This is a genomic window from Mesorhizobium sp. WSM4307 (assembly GCF_007003945.1).
Lineage (GTDB): Bacteria > Pseudomonadota > Alphaproteobacteria > Rhizobiales > Rhizobiaceae > Mesorhizobium.
Genome location: NZ_VFTB01000010.1, coordinates 286722 through 302804, shown reverse-complemented (window position 1 = coordinate 302804; position 16083 = coordinate 286722). Strand labels below are relative to the sequence as shown.

Here is a 16083-nt window from a genome sequence, read left to right as displayed (position 1 = left end):
ATTGTAAGGAGGGGTGGCTTCCAGATCAGCCAGATTGTGGCGGAATTTGGCGCGACCGGCAGGGCCAGCGCGGCGTTGACATCAGTTGAGCCCCCTCTTATCTGTCCAACGACTTTGCGTCCAGAACCGTTTTCCGGGCGCTTTTTGTGTTTGCCCGTATTCAGGCGGTGCGATCACGCGGATTTGATGGGGCCGGCCGGCGCCTGTCTCAAGATTGAGAATTCTATCGAAAGGACCATTGGATGGTCAGTCTCGGCGGTCTCGCCCGTAAGGTTTTCGGTTCCTCCAACGACCGTCGGGTCAAATCGACCCGGCCCCGTGTCGAGGCGATCAACGCCATGGAAAACGAGATGCGGGCGCTCTCCGACGCCGAACTCGCGGGGCGTACGGAAAAATTTCGCCAGGACATCGCCAATGGCGCCACCCTCGACGACCTTCTGGTCCCGGCCTTCGCCACCGCGCGCGAGGCGGCACGCCGTGTGCTCGGCATGCGTCCCTTCGACGTCCAGCTGATCGGCGGCATGGTGCTGCACAATGGCGGCATCGCCGAGATGCGCACCGGCGAGGGCAAGACCCTGGTCGCGACACTGCCGGTCTACCTCAACGCGCTCGCCGGCAACGGCGTCCATGTCGTCACCGTCAACGACTATCTCGCCACCCGCGACTCCGAATGGATGGGCCGCGTCTACAAATTCCTCGGCCTCTCGGTCGGCGTGATCGTCCACGGCCTGTCCGACGAGGAGCGCCGCGTCGCCTACGCGTCCGACGTCACCTACGCCACCAACAACGAGCTCGGCTTCGACTACCTGCGCGACAACATGAAGTACGAGCGCGCCCAGATGGTCCAGCGCGGCCACAATTACGCGATCGTCGACGAAGTCGATTCCATCCTGGTCGACGAGGCGCGCACGCCGCTGATCATTTCCGGTCCGCTCGAGGACCGCTCGGAAATGTACAACACCATCGACACGTTCATCATCCAGCTGCAGCCGCAGGATTATGAGATCGACGAGAAGCAGAAGACCTCGATCTTCACCGAGGAAGGCACCGAGAAGCTGGAGAACCTGCTGCGCGATGCCGATCTGCTGAAGGGCGAGTCGCTCTATGACGTCGAGAACGTCGCCATCGTCCACCACGTCAACAACGCGCTGAAGGCGCACCAGCTGTTCCAGCGCGACAAGGACTATATCGTGCGCAACGGCGAGATCGTCATCATCGACGAGTTCACCGGCCGCATGATGCCCGGCCGCCGCTATTCGGAAGGCCTGCACCAGGCGCTGGAAGCCAAGGAGCATGTGGCGATCCAGCCGGAGAACCAGACGCTCGCATCCGTCACCTTCCAGAACTACTTCCGCCTCTACAAGAAGCTGTCCGGCATGACCGGCACGGCGCTGACCGAGGCTGAGGAATTCGGCAACATTTACGGTCTCGAAGTCACCGAGATCCCGACCAATCTGCCGGTCATCCGCAAGGACGAGGACGACGAGGTCTACCGGACGGTCGAGGAGAAGTACAAGGCGATCGTCAAGGAGATCCGCGAGGCCAGCGCCAAGGGCCAGCCGACGCTGGTCGGCACCACCTCCATCGAAAAATCCGAGCAGCTGGCCGAGCGCCTGCGCAAGGAAGGTTTCAAGGACTTCGAGGTGCTGAACGCCCGCCACCACGAGCGCGAGGCGGCGATCGTCGCCCAGGCCGGCAAGCCCGGCGCCATCACCATCGCCACCAACATGGCCGGCCGCGGCACCGACATCAAGCTCGGCGGCAATGCCGAGATGCGCATCGCCGACGAACTGGGCGACATGCCGGAAGGCCCGGAGCGCGAGGCGCGGGAAAAGGAAATCAATGACGACGTCGAGCGCCTGAAGGAAAAGGCGCTGGCGGCCGGCGGCCTCTACGTGCTCGCCACCGAGCGCCATGAATCGCGCCGCATCGACAATCAGTTGCGCGGCCGTTCCGGCCGTCAGGGCGACCCGGGCCGTTCGAAATTCTTCCTGTCGCTGCAGGACGACTTGATGCGCATCTTCGGCTCCGAGCGCATGGACGGCATGCTGCAGAAGCTCGGCCTCAAGGAAGACGAGGCGATCATCCACCCCTGGATCAACAAGGCGCTGGAAAAGGCACAGAAGAAGGTCGAGGCGCGCAATTTCGACATCCGCAAGAACCTGCTGAAGTATGACGACGTCTCCAACGACCAGCGCAAGGTGGTATTCGAACAGCGCATCGAACTGATGGACGGCGAAGGCCTGTCGGAAACCATCGCCGAGATGCGCGAGGGCGTCATCGACGAGATCGTCGCCAAGGCCATCCCCGAAAACGCCTATGCCGAGCAATGGGATGTCGCCGGCCTGAAGGCCGAGGTCGCCGAATTCCTCAATCTCGACCTGCCGGTCGAGGACTGGGCCAAGGAAGAGGGCATCGCCGAGGACGACATCCGCGAGCGCATCACGGCTGCCGCCGACGCCGCCGCCAAGGAGCGCGCCGAGCGCTTCGGCCCCGAAGTGATGAACTATGTCGAACGCTCCGTGGTCCTGCAGACGCTCGACCATCTGTGGCGCGAGCACATCGTCAACCTCGACCACCTGCGCTCGGTCGTCGGCTTCCGCGGCTACGCGCAGCGCGACCCGCTGCAGGAGTACAAGGGCGAGGCGTTCGAGCTGTTCCAGGCGATGCTGGGCAATCTGCGCCAGGCCGTCACCGCGCAGCTGATGCGCGTCGAACTGGTCCGCCAGGCCGCCGAAGCCCCGCCGCCGGAAGCGCCCGACATGTTCGGCACGCATATTGACGGCACCACTGGCGAGAACGACTTCGAAGGCGGCGAAACCGCCGTCCTGGTGCGCCAGGAGCAGAGCGCCGTCGTCGCCCCCGAAGACCGCGACCCGAATAATCAGGCGACCTGGGGCAAGGTCGGCCGCAACGAAGCCTGCCCCTGCGGCTCCGGCAAGAAGTACAAGCACTGCCACGGGGCGTTTGCGTAAGGACGCGCTCTCCTTCTCCCCGTCACTATCCGGGGGTGAGGCGTGGTCCGCGCAGCGGACGAAAAGCCAATTGCTTGGCTTTTCGAACGACGAACGCCCGGAGCGATAGCGAAGGGCCGGGTGCCCGAAGGGCGGATGAGGGGCGGCGCTGAGCTCCGTGATTAGCCCAAATTTCCAATTGATGAGATGACATTCCGGGCCCGGCAAAGCCCGGTGCGTTCGTAGATAATTCTTCCCGAACTTCCCGCATCAGCAGAAATTCTCGAAGCCGGCGCTGCCCCTCATCCGCCTGCCGGCACCTTCTCCTGCTCACGGGCGAAGGACGCCCACCCACGTTTTCTTAATGTGTCTCCGCTACACCAACGCCTGAAAAAGAGGCGGAAAACGGAGAGAGATCGGGGTGCGCTTTTCCGCGGCCACGACTGCCGGGCGGTTCTTGCCGCAGCGTTTGGCGCTGCGCGTCGGGCCGCTGCTTGGCCGCATCGATGCCGTGCTGTTCACCGCCGATGAGCGTGGCGAGGCCGGCCGCATGTCGGTCATCGCCTTCTCCATCCGCATCGTCAGCGCCGTCATCGCCTTCATCAGCCAGGTGCTGATGGCGCGCTGGATGGGCTCGTTCGAATACGGCATCTTCGTGCTGGTCTGGGTGACGATGGTGATCGTCGGCAACCTCGCCTGCCTCGGCTTCCACACCTCGGTCATCCGCTTCATCCCCGAATACCGCGAGCGCGGCCTGATGGATGAACTGCGCGGCATCGTCGTGGCCAGCCGCCTGTTCGTGCTGATCGCCTCCACCATCATTGCCGGGCTCGGCGCGCTCGGCGTCTGGCTGGCGGCACCCTGGATCGAAAACTATTACGTGATCCCCTTCATCCTCGGCGTCATCTGCCTGCCGATGATCGCGCTGTCGGATCTGTTGCAGGGCCAGGCTAGGGCGAACAGCTGGGCGCTGTTTGCCCTGTCGCCGACCTATCTGATACGGCCGGTGCTGATCCTGCTGTTCATGGCGCTGATGCTTTTCGCCGGCTACGCGGCCGATGCCAGGACGGCGATCTTCGCCTCGATCGGCGCCACCTATGTCACCACGCTCGCCCAGCTGGTCGGCGTCACGCACCGCATGGAAAGGCAGATCCCGGCCGGGCCGATGAAGGTGCATTTCGCGCAATGGTTCATCGTCTCGCTGCCGATCTTCCTGGTCGAAAGCTTCTTCTTCCTGCTCACCAATGCCGACGTGCTGATGGTCGGCGCCTATATGGATCCCAACGACGTCGCCGTCTATTTCGCCACGGTCAAGACGCTGGCTCTGGTGCATTTCGTCTATTTCGCCGTCAAGGCCGGTGTCGCCCAGCGCTATGCGCAATTCACCCATGGCGAGCCGGAAAAGCTTGCCGTCTTTGCCCGCGAGACGGTGTCGTGGACCTTCTGGCCCTCGCTGCTGATGGCGCTGCTGGTGCTGGCGCTGGGCAAACCCATGCTGGTGCTGTTCGGCCCCGAATTCACGTCGGGCTATCCGCTGCTGTTCCTGCTCGTCTTCGGCGTCGTGGCGCGCGCCGCTGTCGGCCCTTGCGAAAGCCTGCTCACCATGAGCGGCAACCAGAACATCTGCGCCGCCGTCTATGCCATGACACTGACCTTCAACATCGGCCTCAACGTGGTGCTGATCCCGCATTTCGGCCTGTGGGGCGCCGCCATGGCCACCGCCTTCGCCATGATCTTCGAGGCCGGCGCGCTGTCCTTCACCGTCTGGCGCAAGCTCGGCATCGTCATGGCGATCTTCGTGCCTGCCAAAGGAGCCGCCTGATGGTCGCCATCCCGTTGCTCGAGGAGACCAGCGGCGGCACCGCCGGCGCCATGGTGTCCGGCCTTGCCGGGCTGGCGCGCGATCCCGATCCCGCCCATATCGAAATCCTCGCCAACAACCGGCCGGAGCGCAAGCTTGCCATCTACCCGGCGTCCGCCGGCTTCGATCTGGTCGAGGAGCTGGATTATCTGTGCGCCCGCACGGTCGAGCCGAACGTCTTCTTCAACCCGCGCTTCCTGGCGCCGGCCATGCCCCGGCTGGAGGATCGCGAGGTACGGCTGGCGGTGATCCGCGACGGCGACGAATACCGCAACCGGCTGCGCCTGCTGGTGCCGATCTCGGTGGAACGCCCGGTGGTGCCGCTCGGCGTTCCGGTGATGCGCACCTGGTCGAGCCCGTTCGGTCCGCTCGGCACGCCGCTGATCGACCGCGACGATCCGGTCGGCGTCGTCGAGGATTTCTTCTCGATGCTGTCGCGGCCGCACCTCAAGCTGCCGAAAGTCTTCGTGCTGCCCGACATCAGGCTCGACGGTCCGGTGGCGAGCCTGCTTGACACCGTGGCCGAGACGCGCGGCCTGACGCTGGTCACCACCGGCCAGACCCCGCGCCCCGTTCTGGAGAGCGAGCTCGACGGCGACGACTACCTCAAGGCTTCGCTGCGCCCGCACCATTATCGCGAGTTCCGCCGCCTGAAGCGGCGCCTTGCCGACCTCGGCAGGCTGGAGCATGTGGTGGCGCGCGGCCCCGAGGATATCCGCCACGCCATCGAAGGTTTCCTGACGCTGGAAGCCTCCGGCTGGAAGGGCCGCGAGCGCACCGCCATGGCGATCGACCGCTTCCGCGCCGCCTTTGCCCGCGAGGCCGTGCACCGGCTGGCCGAACAGGACATGTGCCGCATCCATTCGCTGACGCTCGACGGCCGCTCCATCGCTTGCCTGATCGTGTTCGTCGAGGCCGGCGTCGCCTATACCTGGAAGACGGCCTATGACGAGACGCTGGCCGCCTATTCGCCGGGCACGCTGCTGATGATCGAGGTCACCCGGCAGCATCTCGACGATCCCAACATCATGATGACCGATTCCTGCGCGGTGCCGGATCATCCGGTGATGAGCCGGCTGTGGGCCGAACGCAAGCCGATCGGCACGCTGGTGATCGGGCTGACCCCGGACGCCGACCGGCTCGCCCGCCAGGCCGCCTCGCAGCTGCATCTCTACCGCGAGACCCGCAACATGGCCCGCCTGCTGCGCAACCGCATGAAGAGCCTGCTGAGACGGCGATAGCCATGATCCCGAACCTTCGTGGCCGCCGACGCCATGCCGCGACCTCCGCCCCCGGATTGACTGCAGGAAATCGGCCGACATCCGGTCAGGTGCAACGCATCGCCCGAAGGCTGATCGCACGGCACGATTTCACGCTCGCGAGCATTATCGTGGGCCTTTGGGTTCTGTCGGGTCTTGCCTCGGCGGCCCATGCTGCCAATGCGTCGGTCTTCCTCGAAGACCAGACCTGGACCGAACTGCGCGATCGGATCAGCGCCGGGACGACGACGATCATCGTCCCGATAGGCGGCACCGAACAAAGCGGTCCTGCCATGGCCTTGGGCAAGCACAATGTGCGGGTCAAGTTCCTGGCCGAGAAGATTGCCGGTCAACTCGGCAACGCCTTGGTCGCCCCGGTGATCTCCTATGTCCCGGAAGGAACCATCGACCCGCCGAGCGCCCATATGCGGTTTCCCGGAACGATTACCATCAGCGACAAGATTTTCGAGCAATTGCTCGAATCCGCGGCGCGCAGCTTCAAGCTGCACGGCTTCAGGACCATCGTGCTGATCGGCGACCATGGCGGCTATCAGGCCGACGAGCGCCATGTGGCCGATCGTCTGAATGCCGAATGGAGCAAAAGCCCGGTCCGGGTCTTTGCGGCGCTGCAATACTATCAGATCACCCAGGGCGCCTATGTCGACAGGCTCCTGTCGGCCGGCGCGAGGCAGTCCGAGATCGGATCCCACGCCGGATTGGCTGACACATCGCTGATGCTCGCCATCGACCCTTCCATGGTGCGCAAGGATCGCCTCGCGGCGGCGCCGAAGCTCGGCGCCGACGACGGCGTCTATGGTGGCGACCCGATACGATCGTCGGCCGAGTTTGGTCAACTCGGCGTCGACCTGATCGTCAACGGGACGACCGAAGCGATCCGCGAATTCGCAAGACAGCAGCCCAAATGATCAAGCCATATCCACGGTTCACGAGCTTCCGCGCCCTGCTCGTTTTGTTGCTTGCCCTCTCGCCGGCATCGGCTTGGGCCGGCTCGTGCCCGGAGGATTGCAGCGAGCCGCCGCCTGCTGGCTCTCCGGTCAATATCTACGACCAGACAACCTCTGATCATTTGAGCCCCGCCACGACAGGCGCGCTGCCGCGCGTCTATGTTCCGAACCGCTCGTCCAACAGCGTATCGGTCATCGACCCCGCGACGCTCAAGGAGGTCGACAGGTTCCCTGTCGGGCGCAAGCCGCAGCACGTCGTTCCGGCCTGGGATCTCAGGACGCTCTGGGTCGCCAACAACGCCAGCGGCACCAGCAAGGGCAGCGTGACGCCGATCGACCCCAAGACCGCCAGGCCGGGTCACGAAATCCCGGTCGATGACCCCTACAACATGTACTTCATGCCGGATGGAAGTGCGGCCGTCATCGTCGATGAGGCCTATCAGCGGCTTGATCTGCGCGATCCGCAGACCATGGCGCTGAAGTCATCAATACCGACCCCCACCTGCCCTGGCATCAACCATGCCGATTTCTCCGCCGACAATGCCTACGCCATATTCACCTGCGAATACGGCGATGGCGGACTGTTGAAGGTGGACCTGGAAAACCAGAAGGTGCTCGGCCACCTCGCTTTGTCGAAGATGGGCATGCCGCAGGACATCCGGCTTTCGCCCGACGGCAAGGTCTTCTATGTCGCCGACATGATGAACGACGGCGTGTTCCTGATCGACGGAGACAGCTTTTCCGAGATCGGCTTCATCGCCACCGGCATCGGAACGCACGGCTTTGTCGTGAGCCGCGACGGGACAAAACTCTACGTTTCAAACCGTGGCTCGCACAAGATGGAGCAAGGCCGTGCAAAGGGGCCGGGCAGCGTGACCGTCATCGACTTCGCCACCCGTTCGGTCGTCGCGCAATGGCCAATACCCGGTGGCGGCAGCCCCGACATGGGCAATGTCAGCGCCGACGGCAGGCAATTGTGGTTGTCCGGCCGCTTCGACAGCGAGGTCTACATGATCGACACCACCTCGGGCGCCGTGACGAAAATCCGGGTCGGCGTCGAGCCTCATGGCCTGACGGTCTGGCCGCAGCCCGGCAGATATTCGCAGGGCCATACCGGCAACATGCGGTAGCGTTGCGTTTGCGGAAAAAATTGGTGCCCCTAGCCGGGATCGAACCAGCACTCCTTGCGGAACTCGATTTTGAGTCGAGCGCGTCTACCAATTCCGCCATAGGGGCTCAGGCCGGGCGGCCTGGATGGGCGCGGACTATACGGTCGGAGGCCTGTTCGTCAACTGGCCAAATCTCGAGATCACCAGGATGCGACCAATCTTCGCCTTTTGATTTCGTGACCGCGCTGCCATTGTGCGTCGCGGAAAATCTTTCTAGACAGGCGGCGCATCAAAGCGAGGCGCGTCCCGGCAGATGGATGGCGCGCTTTGGGTTTTTTGTTTTGTGCATGCCATTGCCCCGAAATCGCTGCGCACCGTTTGGGCGACACGCATAGGAGTGCCGATGCTTCGCGGACTTTACGACTGGACCTTGTCGCTGGCGGCCAGGAAATCCGCGGAATGGTGGCTTGCCATCATCGCCTTCATTGAAAGCTCGTTCTTCTTCGTGCCGGCCGATGTACTCTATCTTCCGATGGCGTTGGCACGCCCCGACCGCGCCTACCGCTATGCGCTGACCGCCACCGCCGCCTCGGTGCTGGGCGGCATCGCCGGCTGGATGATCGGCTATTTCGCCTACGACACCATCGCCCGTCCGATCCTGGAGCATTTCGGCGGCCTGGAGACCTTCGAGCGCTGGCAGAATTCTGGCGTCGGTCTGATGCTGGTGCTGCTTGTTACTTCCGGTCTCGCGCACCTGCCGCCAATCAAGGTCGTCACCATCCTTGCCGGCGCCCTGCACGTCAATTTGCTGATCTTCATCATCTCGGCCATCGTCGCTCGCGGCGCGCGCTTCCTGCTCCTGGCCTGGCTGCTGCGGCGCTATGGCGAATCGATCCGCGAATTTATCGAAAAGCGCCTCGGGCTGATCGCAGGCGCCGCGGCGGCTGCCCTGATTTTGCTCTATATCATCGTCAAATACGCGTTCTAAGCGGGCCGGACCAACGGACAAAAGACCCATGACAGCGACCATGAATGCCGACACCGGACGCCAGCGGACACGGACCGCCCTGTTTCTCGCCGTCGCCATGGCCGCGACCGTCGGCTCGGCGCTCGGCTTCCAGTATATTGGCGGCTATATCCCCTGCCATCTCTGCCTCGAGCAGCGCACGCCCTATTATATCGGCGCGCCGCTGATGGTGCTGGCGGTGATCGCATCGATGCTGCGGGCGCCGGCCTGGCTGACGCGCGGCTTGCTGGGCATTGGCGGCCTGTTGATGCTCTACGGCCTCTATCTCGGCGTCTATCATTCCGGCGTCGAATGGCAGTGGTGGGCCGGTCCGACCGACTGCACGGCGGGCGCCGGCCCGGTCGACACCGGCGGCAAGGGCGTGCTCGACGCGCTCGACAAATTCGTGCCGCCCTCCTGCGACAAGGCGGCTCTGCGCATCCTGGGCCTGTCGCTGGCCGGCTGGAACGCCATCGCCAGCCTCATCCTGGCCGCCGTCGCCTTCCGCGGCGCGCTGGCCCGCGATTGACGCGGATCGGGCGCGACTTTCAGTCCCGCTCGACGCTGAGGATGTGCATGGCTCCGTGTTCTCCATGATACGCGGCGAGACAGTCCCAGAATTCGTCGAGGAGCGCCTTTCCGTCGGCGTCAAAGTCATTTCTTGCGATAAGCAGAAGTTTCCCGTCGGCATAGGTACAGCTGGGCTGCCGGTGCCAGGTTCGGCCAGCGCGGAACTCTTGCTCTATGTCAACGGCGGCTCGCGCGCCTAGCGCCGGCGCTACGTCAAGGCACTCGATGGTGATCTTGTACATGCGTCGGCCAATCGGCTCCGCTCGCCGAACTCTATGGTTCCAGTTCGACATCCCAGTAGAGATAATCCATCCAGCTTTCATGCAGATGGTTCGGCGGGAACAGGCGGCCATTGTTGTGCAGATCATGCACGGTCGGCTGATAGGGCTTCTGCAGCGGCCACATCTTGGCATGCGCCGGCATCATGCCGCCCTTCCTCAGATTGCAGGGCGAGCAGGCGGCGACGACATTCTCCCAGGTCGTCGCACCGCCGCGATGGCGGGGGATGACATGGTCGAAGGTCAGGTCGTCGGGCGTGCCGCAATACTGGCACTGGAAGCGGTCGCGCAGGAAGACGTTGAAGCGGGTGAAGGCCGGGTGCCTGGACGGCTTCACATAGGCCTTCAGGCTGACCACGCTCGGCAGCTTCATCGAGAAGGTCGGCGAGGACACCGCATGCTCGTATTCGGCGACGATGTTCACCCGGTCGAGGAACACCGCCTTGATGGCGTCCTGCCAGGACCAGAGCGACAGGGGGTAGTAGCTGAGCGGACGGTAATCCGCGTTCAGCACCAGTGCTGGAAGCCCATCCGGAGATACGGCAACCGTCACGTGTTTACCTCCTTGGTTCTAGACCCGAACGGCGCGGATACTGTAAGCCCGACATGACAGGGATGTGAAGCGGATTGTCGCTTGCCCAAAGCGTCAAAAAACCCCGATTTTTATGCTTTTTTGTAGATTCAGGACGGCGGCGCGGCATCCCTGCCCCTGGTTTCGCGATAATAGGACCAGAAAAGCCGCGATGCGACACCTCGCCACGGGCTCCATGATTCGGCCAATGCGATCAGTGTTTTCTCCGGCGGACGCGGGTCGATACCGAGCGCATGGCCGACCGCGCTTTGCAGCGCAACGTCACGCGCGGGGAAAATGTCGGGGTGCCCGGCGGCAAACAGAAGGTACACTTCCGCCGTCCACGGACCGATACCGGGCACCGCCGTCATCGCGGTGATCGCCTCGGTCGCGTCGAGCGAACAGAGGTGATTGAGGTCGAGCCCGTCGGCCACCGCCTGGGCAACCGCGATCAGTCCGCGCTGCTTGGGCCGCGACAGGCCTGCCTCGCGAAACATGTCCTCGCCGGCGGCCAGGATCGCCTGCGGCGTCAGCGGATCGACGAGTTTCGTCAGCCGGCCGAAGATGGCGTCGGCGCTCGCCCGCGACACTTGCTGCGAGACGACGATCGAGGCCAGGCTCCTGAATCCCGGCTCCGAAAGCCGGAGCGGCACCTCGCCGGCCATGCCGCGCACCTTTTCCAGGCGCGGGTCGATGATGCAAAGCGCATCGAGCCCCCGCGCAATGTCGTCCAGTGTCGCGATGCGTTGCATGGTATCCTTGTCCGCCAATGTGCAGCAAAGTAGCAACCGCCAAAAGCACAGCACAACCCGATTGCCGCCTCAGACATGACGCTCCTGACATTCCGCTTCGCGCCCAGCCCCAACGGCGAACTGCATCTCGGCCATGCCTATTCGGCGCTGCTCAACCAGAAGCTCGCGCAGACCCACGACGGCCGCCTGCTGCTGCGCATCGAGGACATCGACACCACGCGCTGCACGCCGCAATTCGAAGCCGGCGTGCTTGCCGACCTGAAGTGGCTGGGCCTTGGCTGGGAAGAGCCGGTGCGCCGCCAGTCGGAGCATTTCGCAGAATATCAGGCGGTGCTCGACCGGCTGATCCGCGAGGACCTCGTCTACCCCGCCTTCATGAGCCGTGGGGAGATCAGGGCCTTCATAGCCGACAGCGAAAAGCGCGGGCGTGACTGGCCGCGCGATCCCGATGGCGTGCCACTCTATCCTCCGTGCGACAAGGCGTTGCCGCTGAAGGAACGCAAACGGCGTATCGCCGAAAACGAGCCCTTCGCCTGGCGACTTGATGTCGATGCCGCTGTTGCACGCGTAGGCAGGGACCTCGCATGGACCGAATTCAGCGATGAGACGCTATCGGCGACGCGCTCGGTCGAGGCCCGCCCGCAGGACTGGGGCGACGTGATCGTGGCGCGCCGCGACATCCCGACCAGCTACCACCTGGCCGTCATTGTCGACGACGCCCTGCAAGCGGTCAGCCATGTCGTGCGTGGGCAGGACCTGTTTTCCGCCACAGGCGTACAGCGCCTGCTGCAGGAATTTCTTCGGCTTCCGCAACCCGCCTATTTCCACCATCGGCTCATCCTTGGGCCGGACGGGCGGAAACTGTCGAAAAGCCTTGGCGACATCGGCCTTGGCAAGCTGCGCGAGGCCGGCGCATCGCCTGACGACATCAGACGGATGGTCGGTCTCTGAGCCGGTGGAGCTCTGGGCACGCGTGACGAATCCGCCACCGATTGAATTCCGGTGATGCATGGATCAATCGTTTCGTTTTGCGCGCCGGGTAGAACGGGATTAGAGCAGCGCCACGGTCAGTTTCTCACCAGCGTGGCGGTCTCCGGAAAATGCAAAGCATCAAGCGGTTCATCCCCGCCACCTTCGTCGTCCTGTGGGCAACGGGCTTCATCGGCGCGCGCTATGCCATGCCATGGGCGGAGCCGTTCACCTTCCTCGCCGCCCGTTTCGTCATAGCGGCCATCCTGCTGGCAGCCCTGATGCCCGTTCTGGGTTCGAAGCGAGCCACCCGCAAGGAGGCGCTACACGCCACCGGCGCCGGCGTGCTGATGCATGGTGTCTATCTCGGCGCCGTCTTCTGGGCCATCCACAGGGGCATGCCGGCCGGGTTTTCGGCCCTGATCGTCGGGCTACAGCCGCTGATCACCGCGGTGCTTGCCGGCAAGTTCCTGGGAGAAGCGATCCTGCCGCGCCACTGGCTTGGCCTTGGCGTCGGCCTGATCGGCATCATCATCGTGCTGTGGCCAAAGCTTGGCGCGCTCGGCGGCGGCGTGACCGCGGCGACGCTGACCGCCTCGCTGGTCTCGGTGCTCGGCATGAGCGCCGGCACCATCTGGCAGAAGCGTTTTGCTTCCGGCGGCGACCTCGTCGCCGCGACCATGTGGCAATATGTCGGCGGCGCCTCGCTGATGATCCTGGCCGCGCTCGCCTTCGAAACGCACACCGTCATCATCAACGGCGAACTGATCTTCGCCATGGCCTGGCTGGTGCTGGTGCTGTCGCTCGGCGCCATCTTCCTGCTGATGGTGATGATTCGTGACGGTGAAATGTCGAAAGTCGCCTCGCTGTTCTACCTGGTGCCGGCGGTGACGGCGGTCATCGCCTGGGCCCTGTTCGACGAACAGCTCAACGCGCTGCAGATCGTCGGCATGGCGATCACCACCTTCGGCGTCGGCCTGGCGACGGCGCGGCCGGCCAAGGGAAGAATTGAGGGATTGAAAAGAACTGAGGAACTGAGGAATTGAGGAATTGAGGAATTGAGGAATTGAGGAATTGAGGAAGAAGCACACGGCGCCAGATATGGCCGCTTTTTTCTTCAGCTCTCCAGTTCTTCAATTCCCCAATTCCTCATCGGCGCCGCCTCATCCGACCCGGGCACGCGCCTCGAGATAGCGACTGATCGCGGCATTGAGCTCGCCGCCGAGGATGAAGATCGCCGAGACGATGTAGAGGAAGACCACCGCGATCATGATCGAGGCCAACCCGGCGTAAGTCGTCACATAGGACGAGAAATGGTCGAGATAGGTGGCGAACATCGTCGAGCCGATGAGCCATGCGGCCAGTGTGAAGACGATGCCCGGGACCAGCGAGACGAAGCGGCGCTTGCCGGCCGGCAACCAGTAGTGCACGGCAAACAGCCCGCCGATGATGACGGCCGAGGCAATGACGTAGCGCCACAGCGTGATCGTGCCGGTATAGGGCTTTATCCATTCGAAATGCGCCTCCGCCAGCCGCGCCAGCAGGGGCGCGAACACCAGAAGCACGCTGATCGCCAGGAAGCCGGCCGTCGCAATCAGCACGAAGAAGATGCTCTGCACGCGGCGATAGATGATGCCACGCGTTTCGGTGACGCGATAGGCGCGGTTGAGCGAGGTGCGCAGCGCCTCGATGCCGTTCGAGGCAAAATAGGCGGCAAGCAGCACGCCATAGGTCAACAGGTCGGTGCGCCGGACGGTCAGCACGTTCAGCACCTCATGCGCGATCGGCTTGGCGATCTGATCGGGCCAGGTGTCGAAGACCAGGTGCACGGCCGTGTCGGCAAAGGCCTGGGCGCCGAGGAAGCTGCCCAGCGTCGTGGCGAAGATCAGGAACGGAAACAGCGCCATCAGCGAGGTGATCGCCAGATGGCTGGCCATCGCCCAGCCGTCATCGGTGTTGAAATGGCCGAGCGCGTCGTAGAGCACGCGGCGCAGGGCGACTATATTCCGCAACAAGAACCCGCGTTCCCTTCGATTGTCTCGACGCCGCGAATATGGGAAGTGAATGCGGCAAATGGCAACCCTTGGCGAAACCACGAGTCCGACGGCGCAGCAATTGCGCACCATCATCATCACCGGCGCCTCGTCCGGCATAGGGGCATATTGCGCCCGGGCACTCAAGGCGGAAGGCTGGCGGGTCTTTGCAACAGCCCGAAAACCCGAGGACATCGCCGCCCTCGAAAGCGACGGCATCGAGGCTTTCTATCTCGATTACAGCGAACCGGACTCCATTGCAGCCCTGGTAACGGCGGTGCTCGAGCGCACCGGCGGCCGGCTCGATGCCTTGTTCAACAACGGCGCCTACGCCCAGGCCGGTGCGGTCGAGGATCTGTCGGTGGCCGCGCTCAAGCAGCAATTCGAGGTCAATTTCTTCGGCTGGCATGACTTGACCCGCCGCCTGGTTCCGATGATGCGCCGTCAGGGTCACGGCCGCCTCGTCCATTGCTCGTCGATCCTCGGTCTGGTGCCGGTGCGCTTTCGCGGCGCCTATTCGGCATCCAAACATGCGCTCGAGGCGCTGATGCTCTGCCAGCGCCAGGAACTGGTCGGCAGCGGCGTCCATGTTTCACTGATCGAACCGGGGCCGGTGAAATCGAAAATCGCCAGCAACGGCCTGCCCTGGTTCCTGAAAAACATCGACATCGACAATTCCGTGCACAGGGCGGACTATGCCGCGCAGCTGGAGCGGCTGCGCGCCGGCGGCAGCCAATCGGCGCTGAAGCCCGGGCCGGAAGTGGTCCACAAGGTTCTGCGTCATGCCCTTCTGTCGCCGCGCCCGCGTCCGCACTATGTGGTAACTGTGCCGGCCAGAATCGGCGCGGCGCTCAAACGCATCCTGCCGGCATCGATGCTCTACCGCCTGATGGCCAAACGCGCCTGAACGCGAAACAACTGGAAACGCAACAATGGCAACCGTCTTCAACATCCTCGCCATTCTGGTCATGGCCGCCGTGGCGATCGTGCTGATCCGAGGCCTCGTCAACATGATGCGTGGCGGTTCGAGCGTCACCTCGAACAAGCTGATGCAGGCGCGCGTCATGCTGCAGGCCGTGGCGCTGTTGCTGATCCTGCTGGCCGTGTATTTCACCCGCAAGTGAGGCCGTTCGGGAGGCGACATGGTCAAGCTCAACAAGATCTACACCCGCACCGGCGATGACGGCACGACGGGTCTCGGCACTGGTGAGCGGCGGCTGAAATCCGACCTGCGGGTGGACGCCTACGGCACGGTCGACGAAGCCAATGCCTGCATCGGCATGGCGCGCGTGCATACCGCAGCGAACCACCCGGCGATCGATGCCATGCTGTCGCGCATCCAGAACGATCTCTTCGACCTCGGCGCCGATCTCGCCGTGCCCGATGACGGCAAGCCGCTTGGCTACGAGCCGCTGCGTATCGTTGCCGCGCAGACCGACCGCGTCGAGAAGGACATCGACCTCCTCAACAAGGATCTTCAGCCGCTCAAATCCTTCGTGCTCAACGGCGGCACGCCGGCGGCGGCGGCGCTGCATCTGGCCCGCACGGTGGCGCGGCGGGCCGAACGGCTGATGGTGGCGCTGGCTCAAGACCCGGGCGAGCACGTCAACCCTGAGGGGTTGAAATACATCAACCGCGTCTCGGATTTCCTGTTTGTCGCCGCCCGGGCGGTCAATGACAATGGAAATGCCGACGTGCTATGGGTTCCCGGCAAGAACCGCTGAGCTGAACGGATCGAAAAGGCGGGAGGGGACCA

At 63.8% G+C, this 16083-nt stretch carries 16 protein-coding genes and 1 tRNA gene; 12 read left to right on the top strand and 5 right to left on the bottom strand.

What is annotated here, in order from left to right; all coding sequences use genetic code 11:
* Nucleotides 1–242: 242 nt before the first annotated feature.
* The 5 genes from secA (at nucleotide 243) to FJV83_RS25260 (ending at nucleotide 8169) form a co-directional block, all read left to right on the top strand.
* Nucleotides 243–2975: a preprotein translocase subunit SecA gene (gene secA, locus FJV83_RS25280; RefSeq protein ID WP_142885604.1), complete on the top strand. Its 2733-nt coding sequence runs from the start codon at nucleotides 243–245 to the stop codon at nucleotides 2973–2975.
* Nucleotides 2976–3375: 400 nt separating this feature from the next.
* Nucleotides 3376–4776, top strand: coding sequence for a lipopolysaccharide biosynthesis protein (locus FJV83_RS25275; RefSeq protein ID WP_142885605.1), 1401 nt, complete (start codon nucleotides 3376–3378; stop codon nucleotides 4774–4776).
* Entirely contained in the window at nucleotides 4776–6056 is a 1281-nt protein-coding gene (locus FJV83_RS25270; RefSeq protein WP_142885606.1) for a GNAT family N-acetyltransferase, read from the top strand. The genes FJV83_RS25275 and FJV83_RS25270 overlap by 1 nt, the downstream gene beginning before the upstream one ends.
* A gap of 149 nt (nucleotides 6057–6205) precedes the next feature.
* A complete protein-coding gene (locus tag FJV83_RS25265) occupies nucleotides 6206–7000 on the top strand; it encodes a creatininase family protein (protein WP_246691919.1) in 795 nt (264 codons plus the stop codon).
* 161 nt (nucleotides 7001–7161) lie between these two features.
* Nucleotides 7162–8169 (top strand): YncE family protein, encoded by a 1008-nt coding sequence (locus FJV83_RS25260; protein WP_246691918.1) that lies wholly within the window; start codon nucleotides 7162–7164, stop codon nucleotides 8167–8169.
* Nucleotides 8170–8190: 21 nt separating this feature from the next.
* On the opposite strand, the gene FJV83_RS25255 is transcribed toward FJV83_RS25260, so the two are convergent.
* Nucleotides 8191–8275: transfer RNA gene (locus tag FJV83_RS25255), tRNA-Leu, on the bottom strand.
* A gap of 276 nt (nucleotides 8276–8551) precedes the next feature.
* On the opposite strand from FJV83_RS25255, the gene FJV83_RS25250 reads away from it, so the two are divergent.
* Both FJV83_RS25250 and FJV83_RS25245 read left to right on the top strand, forming a co-directional pair.
* Nucleotides 8552–9136 (top strand): YqaA family protein, encoded by a 585-nt coding sequence (locus FJV83_RS25250; RefSeq protein ID WP_095772374.1) that lies wholly within the window; start codon nucleotides 8552–8554, stop codon nucleotides 9134–9136.
* 28 nt (nucleotides 9137–9164) lie between these two features.
* Nucleotides 9165–9683, top strand: coding sequence for a disulfide bond formation protein B (locus FJV83_RS25245; protein WP_095772290.1), 519 nt, complete (start codon nucleotides 9165–9167; stop codon nucleotides 9681–9683).
* Between the two features lie 19 nt (nucleotides 9684–9702).
* On the opposite strand, the gene FJV83_RS25240 is transcribed toward FJV83_RS25245, so the two are convergent.
* The 3 genes from FJV83_RS25240 to FJV83_RS25230 all read right to left on the bottom strand — a co-directional run bounded on the left by FJV83_RS25240 (nucleotide 9703) and on the right by FJV83_RS25230 (nucleotide 11325).
* Nucleotides 9703–9966, bottom strand: coding sequence for a hypothetical protein (locus tag FJV83_RS25240; protein WP_142885609.1), 264 nt, complete (start codon nucleotides 9964–9966; stop codon nucleotides 9703–9705).
* Nucleotides 9967–9997: 31 nt separating this feature from the next.
* Entirely contained in the window at nucleotides 9998–10555 is a 558-nt protein-coding gene (locus tag FJV83_RS25235; RefSeq protein ID WP_010911702.1) for an HNH endonuclease, read from the bottom strand.
* Between the two features lie 128 nt (nucleotides 10556–10683).
* On the bottom strand, nucleotides 10684–11325 hold the full coding sequence (locus FJV83_RS25230) for a DNA-3-methyladenine glycosylase (protein ID WP_095788036.1): 642 nt from the start codon (nucleotides 11323–11325) through the stop codon (nucleotides 10684–10686).
* A gap of 75 nt (nucleotides 11326–11400) precedes the next feature.
* Between FJV83_RS25230 and gluQRS the strand changes: the two genes are divergently transcribed.
* Together gluQRS and FJV83_RS25220 are read left to right on the top strand one after the other, a co-directional pair.
* Nucleotides 11401–12276, top strand: a complete 876-nt coding sequence (gene gluQRS / locus FJV83_RS25225) for a tRNA glutamyl-Q(34) synthetase GluQRS (protein WP_142885610.1) — start codon at nucleotides 11401–11403, stop codon at nucleotides 12274–12276.
* A 149-nt stretch (nucleotides 12277–12425) separates the two neighbouring features.
* Nucleotides 12426–13340 (top strand): EamA family transporter, encoded by a 915-nt coding sequence (locus FJV83_RS25220; RefSeq protein ID WP_142885611.1) that lies wholly within the window; start codon nucleotides 12426–12428, stop codon nucleotides 13338–13340.
* Between the two features lie 117 nt (nucleotides 13341–13457).
* On the opposite strand, the gene FJV83_RS25215 is transcribed toward FJV83_RS25220, so the two are convergent.
* On the bottom strand, nucleotides 13458–14309 hold the full coding sequence (locus FJV83_RS25215; protein WP_027047430.1) for a YihY/virulence factor BrkB family protein: 852 nt from the start codon (nucleotides 14307–14309) through the stop codon (nucleotides 13458–13460).
* Nucleotides 14310–14367: 58 nt separating this feature from the next.
* Here FJV83_RS25215 and FJV83_RS25210 point away from each other — a divergent pair, with 58 nt between their 5' ends.
* The 3 genes from FJV83_RS25210 to FJV83_RS25200 are packed head-to-tail and all read left to right on the top strand — an operon-like array spanning nucleotide 14368 to nucleotide 16051.
* Complete coding sequence (locus tag FJV83_RS25210) at nucleotides 14368–15234, top strand: SDR family oxidoreductase (protein WP_095772372.1); 867 nt, start codon at nucleotides 14368–14370, stop codon at nucleotides 15232–15234.
* A 25-nt stretch (nucleotides 15235–15259) separates the two neighbouring features.
* Nucleotides 15260–15451, top strand: coding sequence for a twin transmembrane helix small protein (locus FJV83_RS25205; RefSeq protein ID WP_095772287.1), 192 nt, complete (start codon nucleotides 15260–15262; stop codon nucleotides 15449–15451).
* An 18-nt stretch (nucleotides 15452–15469) separates the two neighbouring features.
* A complete protein-coding gene (locus FJV83_RS25200) occupies nucleotides 15470–16051 on the top strand; it encodes a cob(I)yrinic acid a,c-diamide adenosyltransferase (RefSeq protein ID WP_095772286.1) in 582 nt (193 codons plus the stop codon).
* The last annotated feature ends 32 nt before the right edge of the window (nucleotides 16052–16083 follow it).

What these genes read in the sequence shown, in the direction of transcription:
- secA (WP_142885604.1), top strand. Translation starts at nt 243, where the DNA reads ATGGTCAGTCTCGGCGGTCTCGCCCGTAAGGTTTTCGGTTCCTCCAAC.
- FJV83_RS25270 (WP_142885606.1), top strand. Translation starts at nt 4,776, where the DNA reads ATGGTCGCCATCCCGTTGCTCGAGGAGACCAGCGGCGGCACCGCCGGC.
- FJV83_RS25250 (WP_095772374.1), top strand. Translation starts at nt 8,552, where the DNA reads ATGCTTCGCGGACTTTACGACTGGACCTTGTCGCTGGCGGCCAGGAAA.
- FJV83_RS25245 (WP_095772290.1), top strand. Translation starts at nt 9,165, where the DNA reads ATGACAGCGACCATGAATGCCGACACCGGACGCCAGCGGACACGGACC.
- FJV83_RS25240 (WP_142885609.1), bottom strand. Translation starts at nt 9,966, where the DNA reads ATGTACAAGATCACCATCGAGTGCCTTGACGTAGCGCCGGCGCTAGGC.
- FJV83_RS25230 (WP_095788036.1), bottom strand. Translation starts at nt 11,325, where the DNA reads ATGCAACGCATCGCGACACTGGACGACATTGCGCGGGGGCTCGATGCG.
- gluQRS (WP_142885610.1), top strand. Translation starts at nt 11,401, where the DNA reads ATGACGCTCCTGACATTCCGCTTCGCGCCCAGCCCCAACGGCGAACTG.
- FJV83_RS25220 (WP_142885611.1), top strand. Translation starts at nt 12,426, where the DNA reads ATGCAAAGCATCAAGCGGTTCATCCCCGCCACCTTCGTCGTCCTGTGG.
- FJV83_RS25210 (WP_095772372.1), top strand. Translation starts at nt 14,368, where the DNA reads ATGGCAACCCTTGGCGAAACCACGAGTCCGACGGCGCAGCAATTGCGC.
- FJV83_RS25205 (WP_095772287.1), top strand. Translation starts at nt 15,260, where the DNA reads ATGGCAACCGTCTTCAACATCCTCGCCATTCTGGTCATGGCCGCCGTG.
- FJV83_RS25200 (WP_095772286.1), top strand. Translation starts at nt 15,470, where the DNA reads ATGGTCAAGCTCAACAAGATCTACACCCGCACCGGCGATGACGGCACG.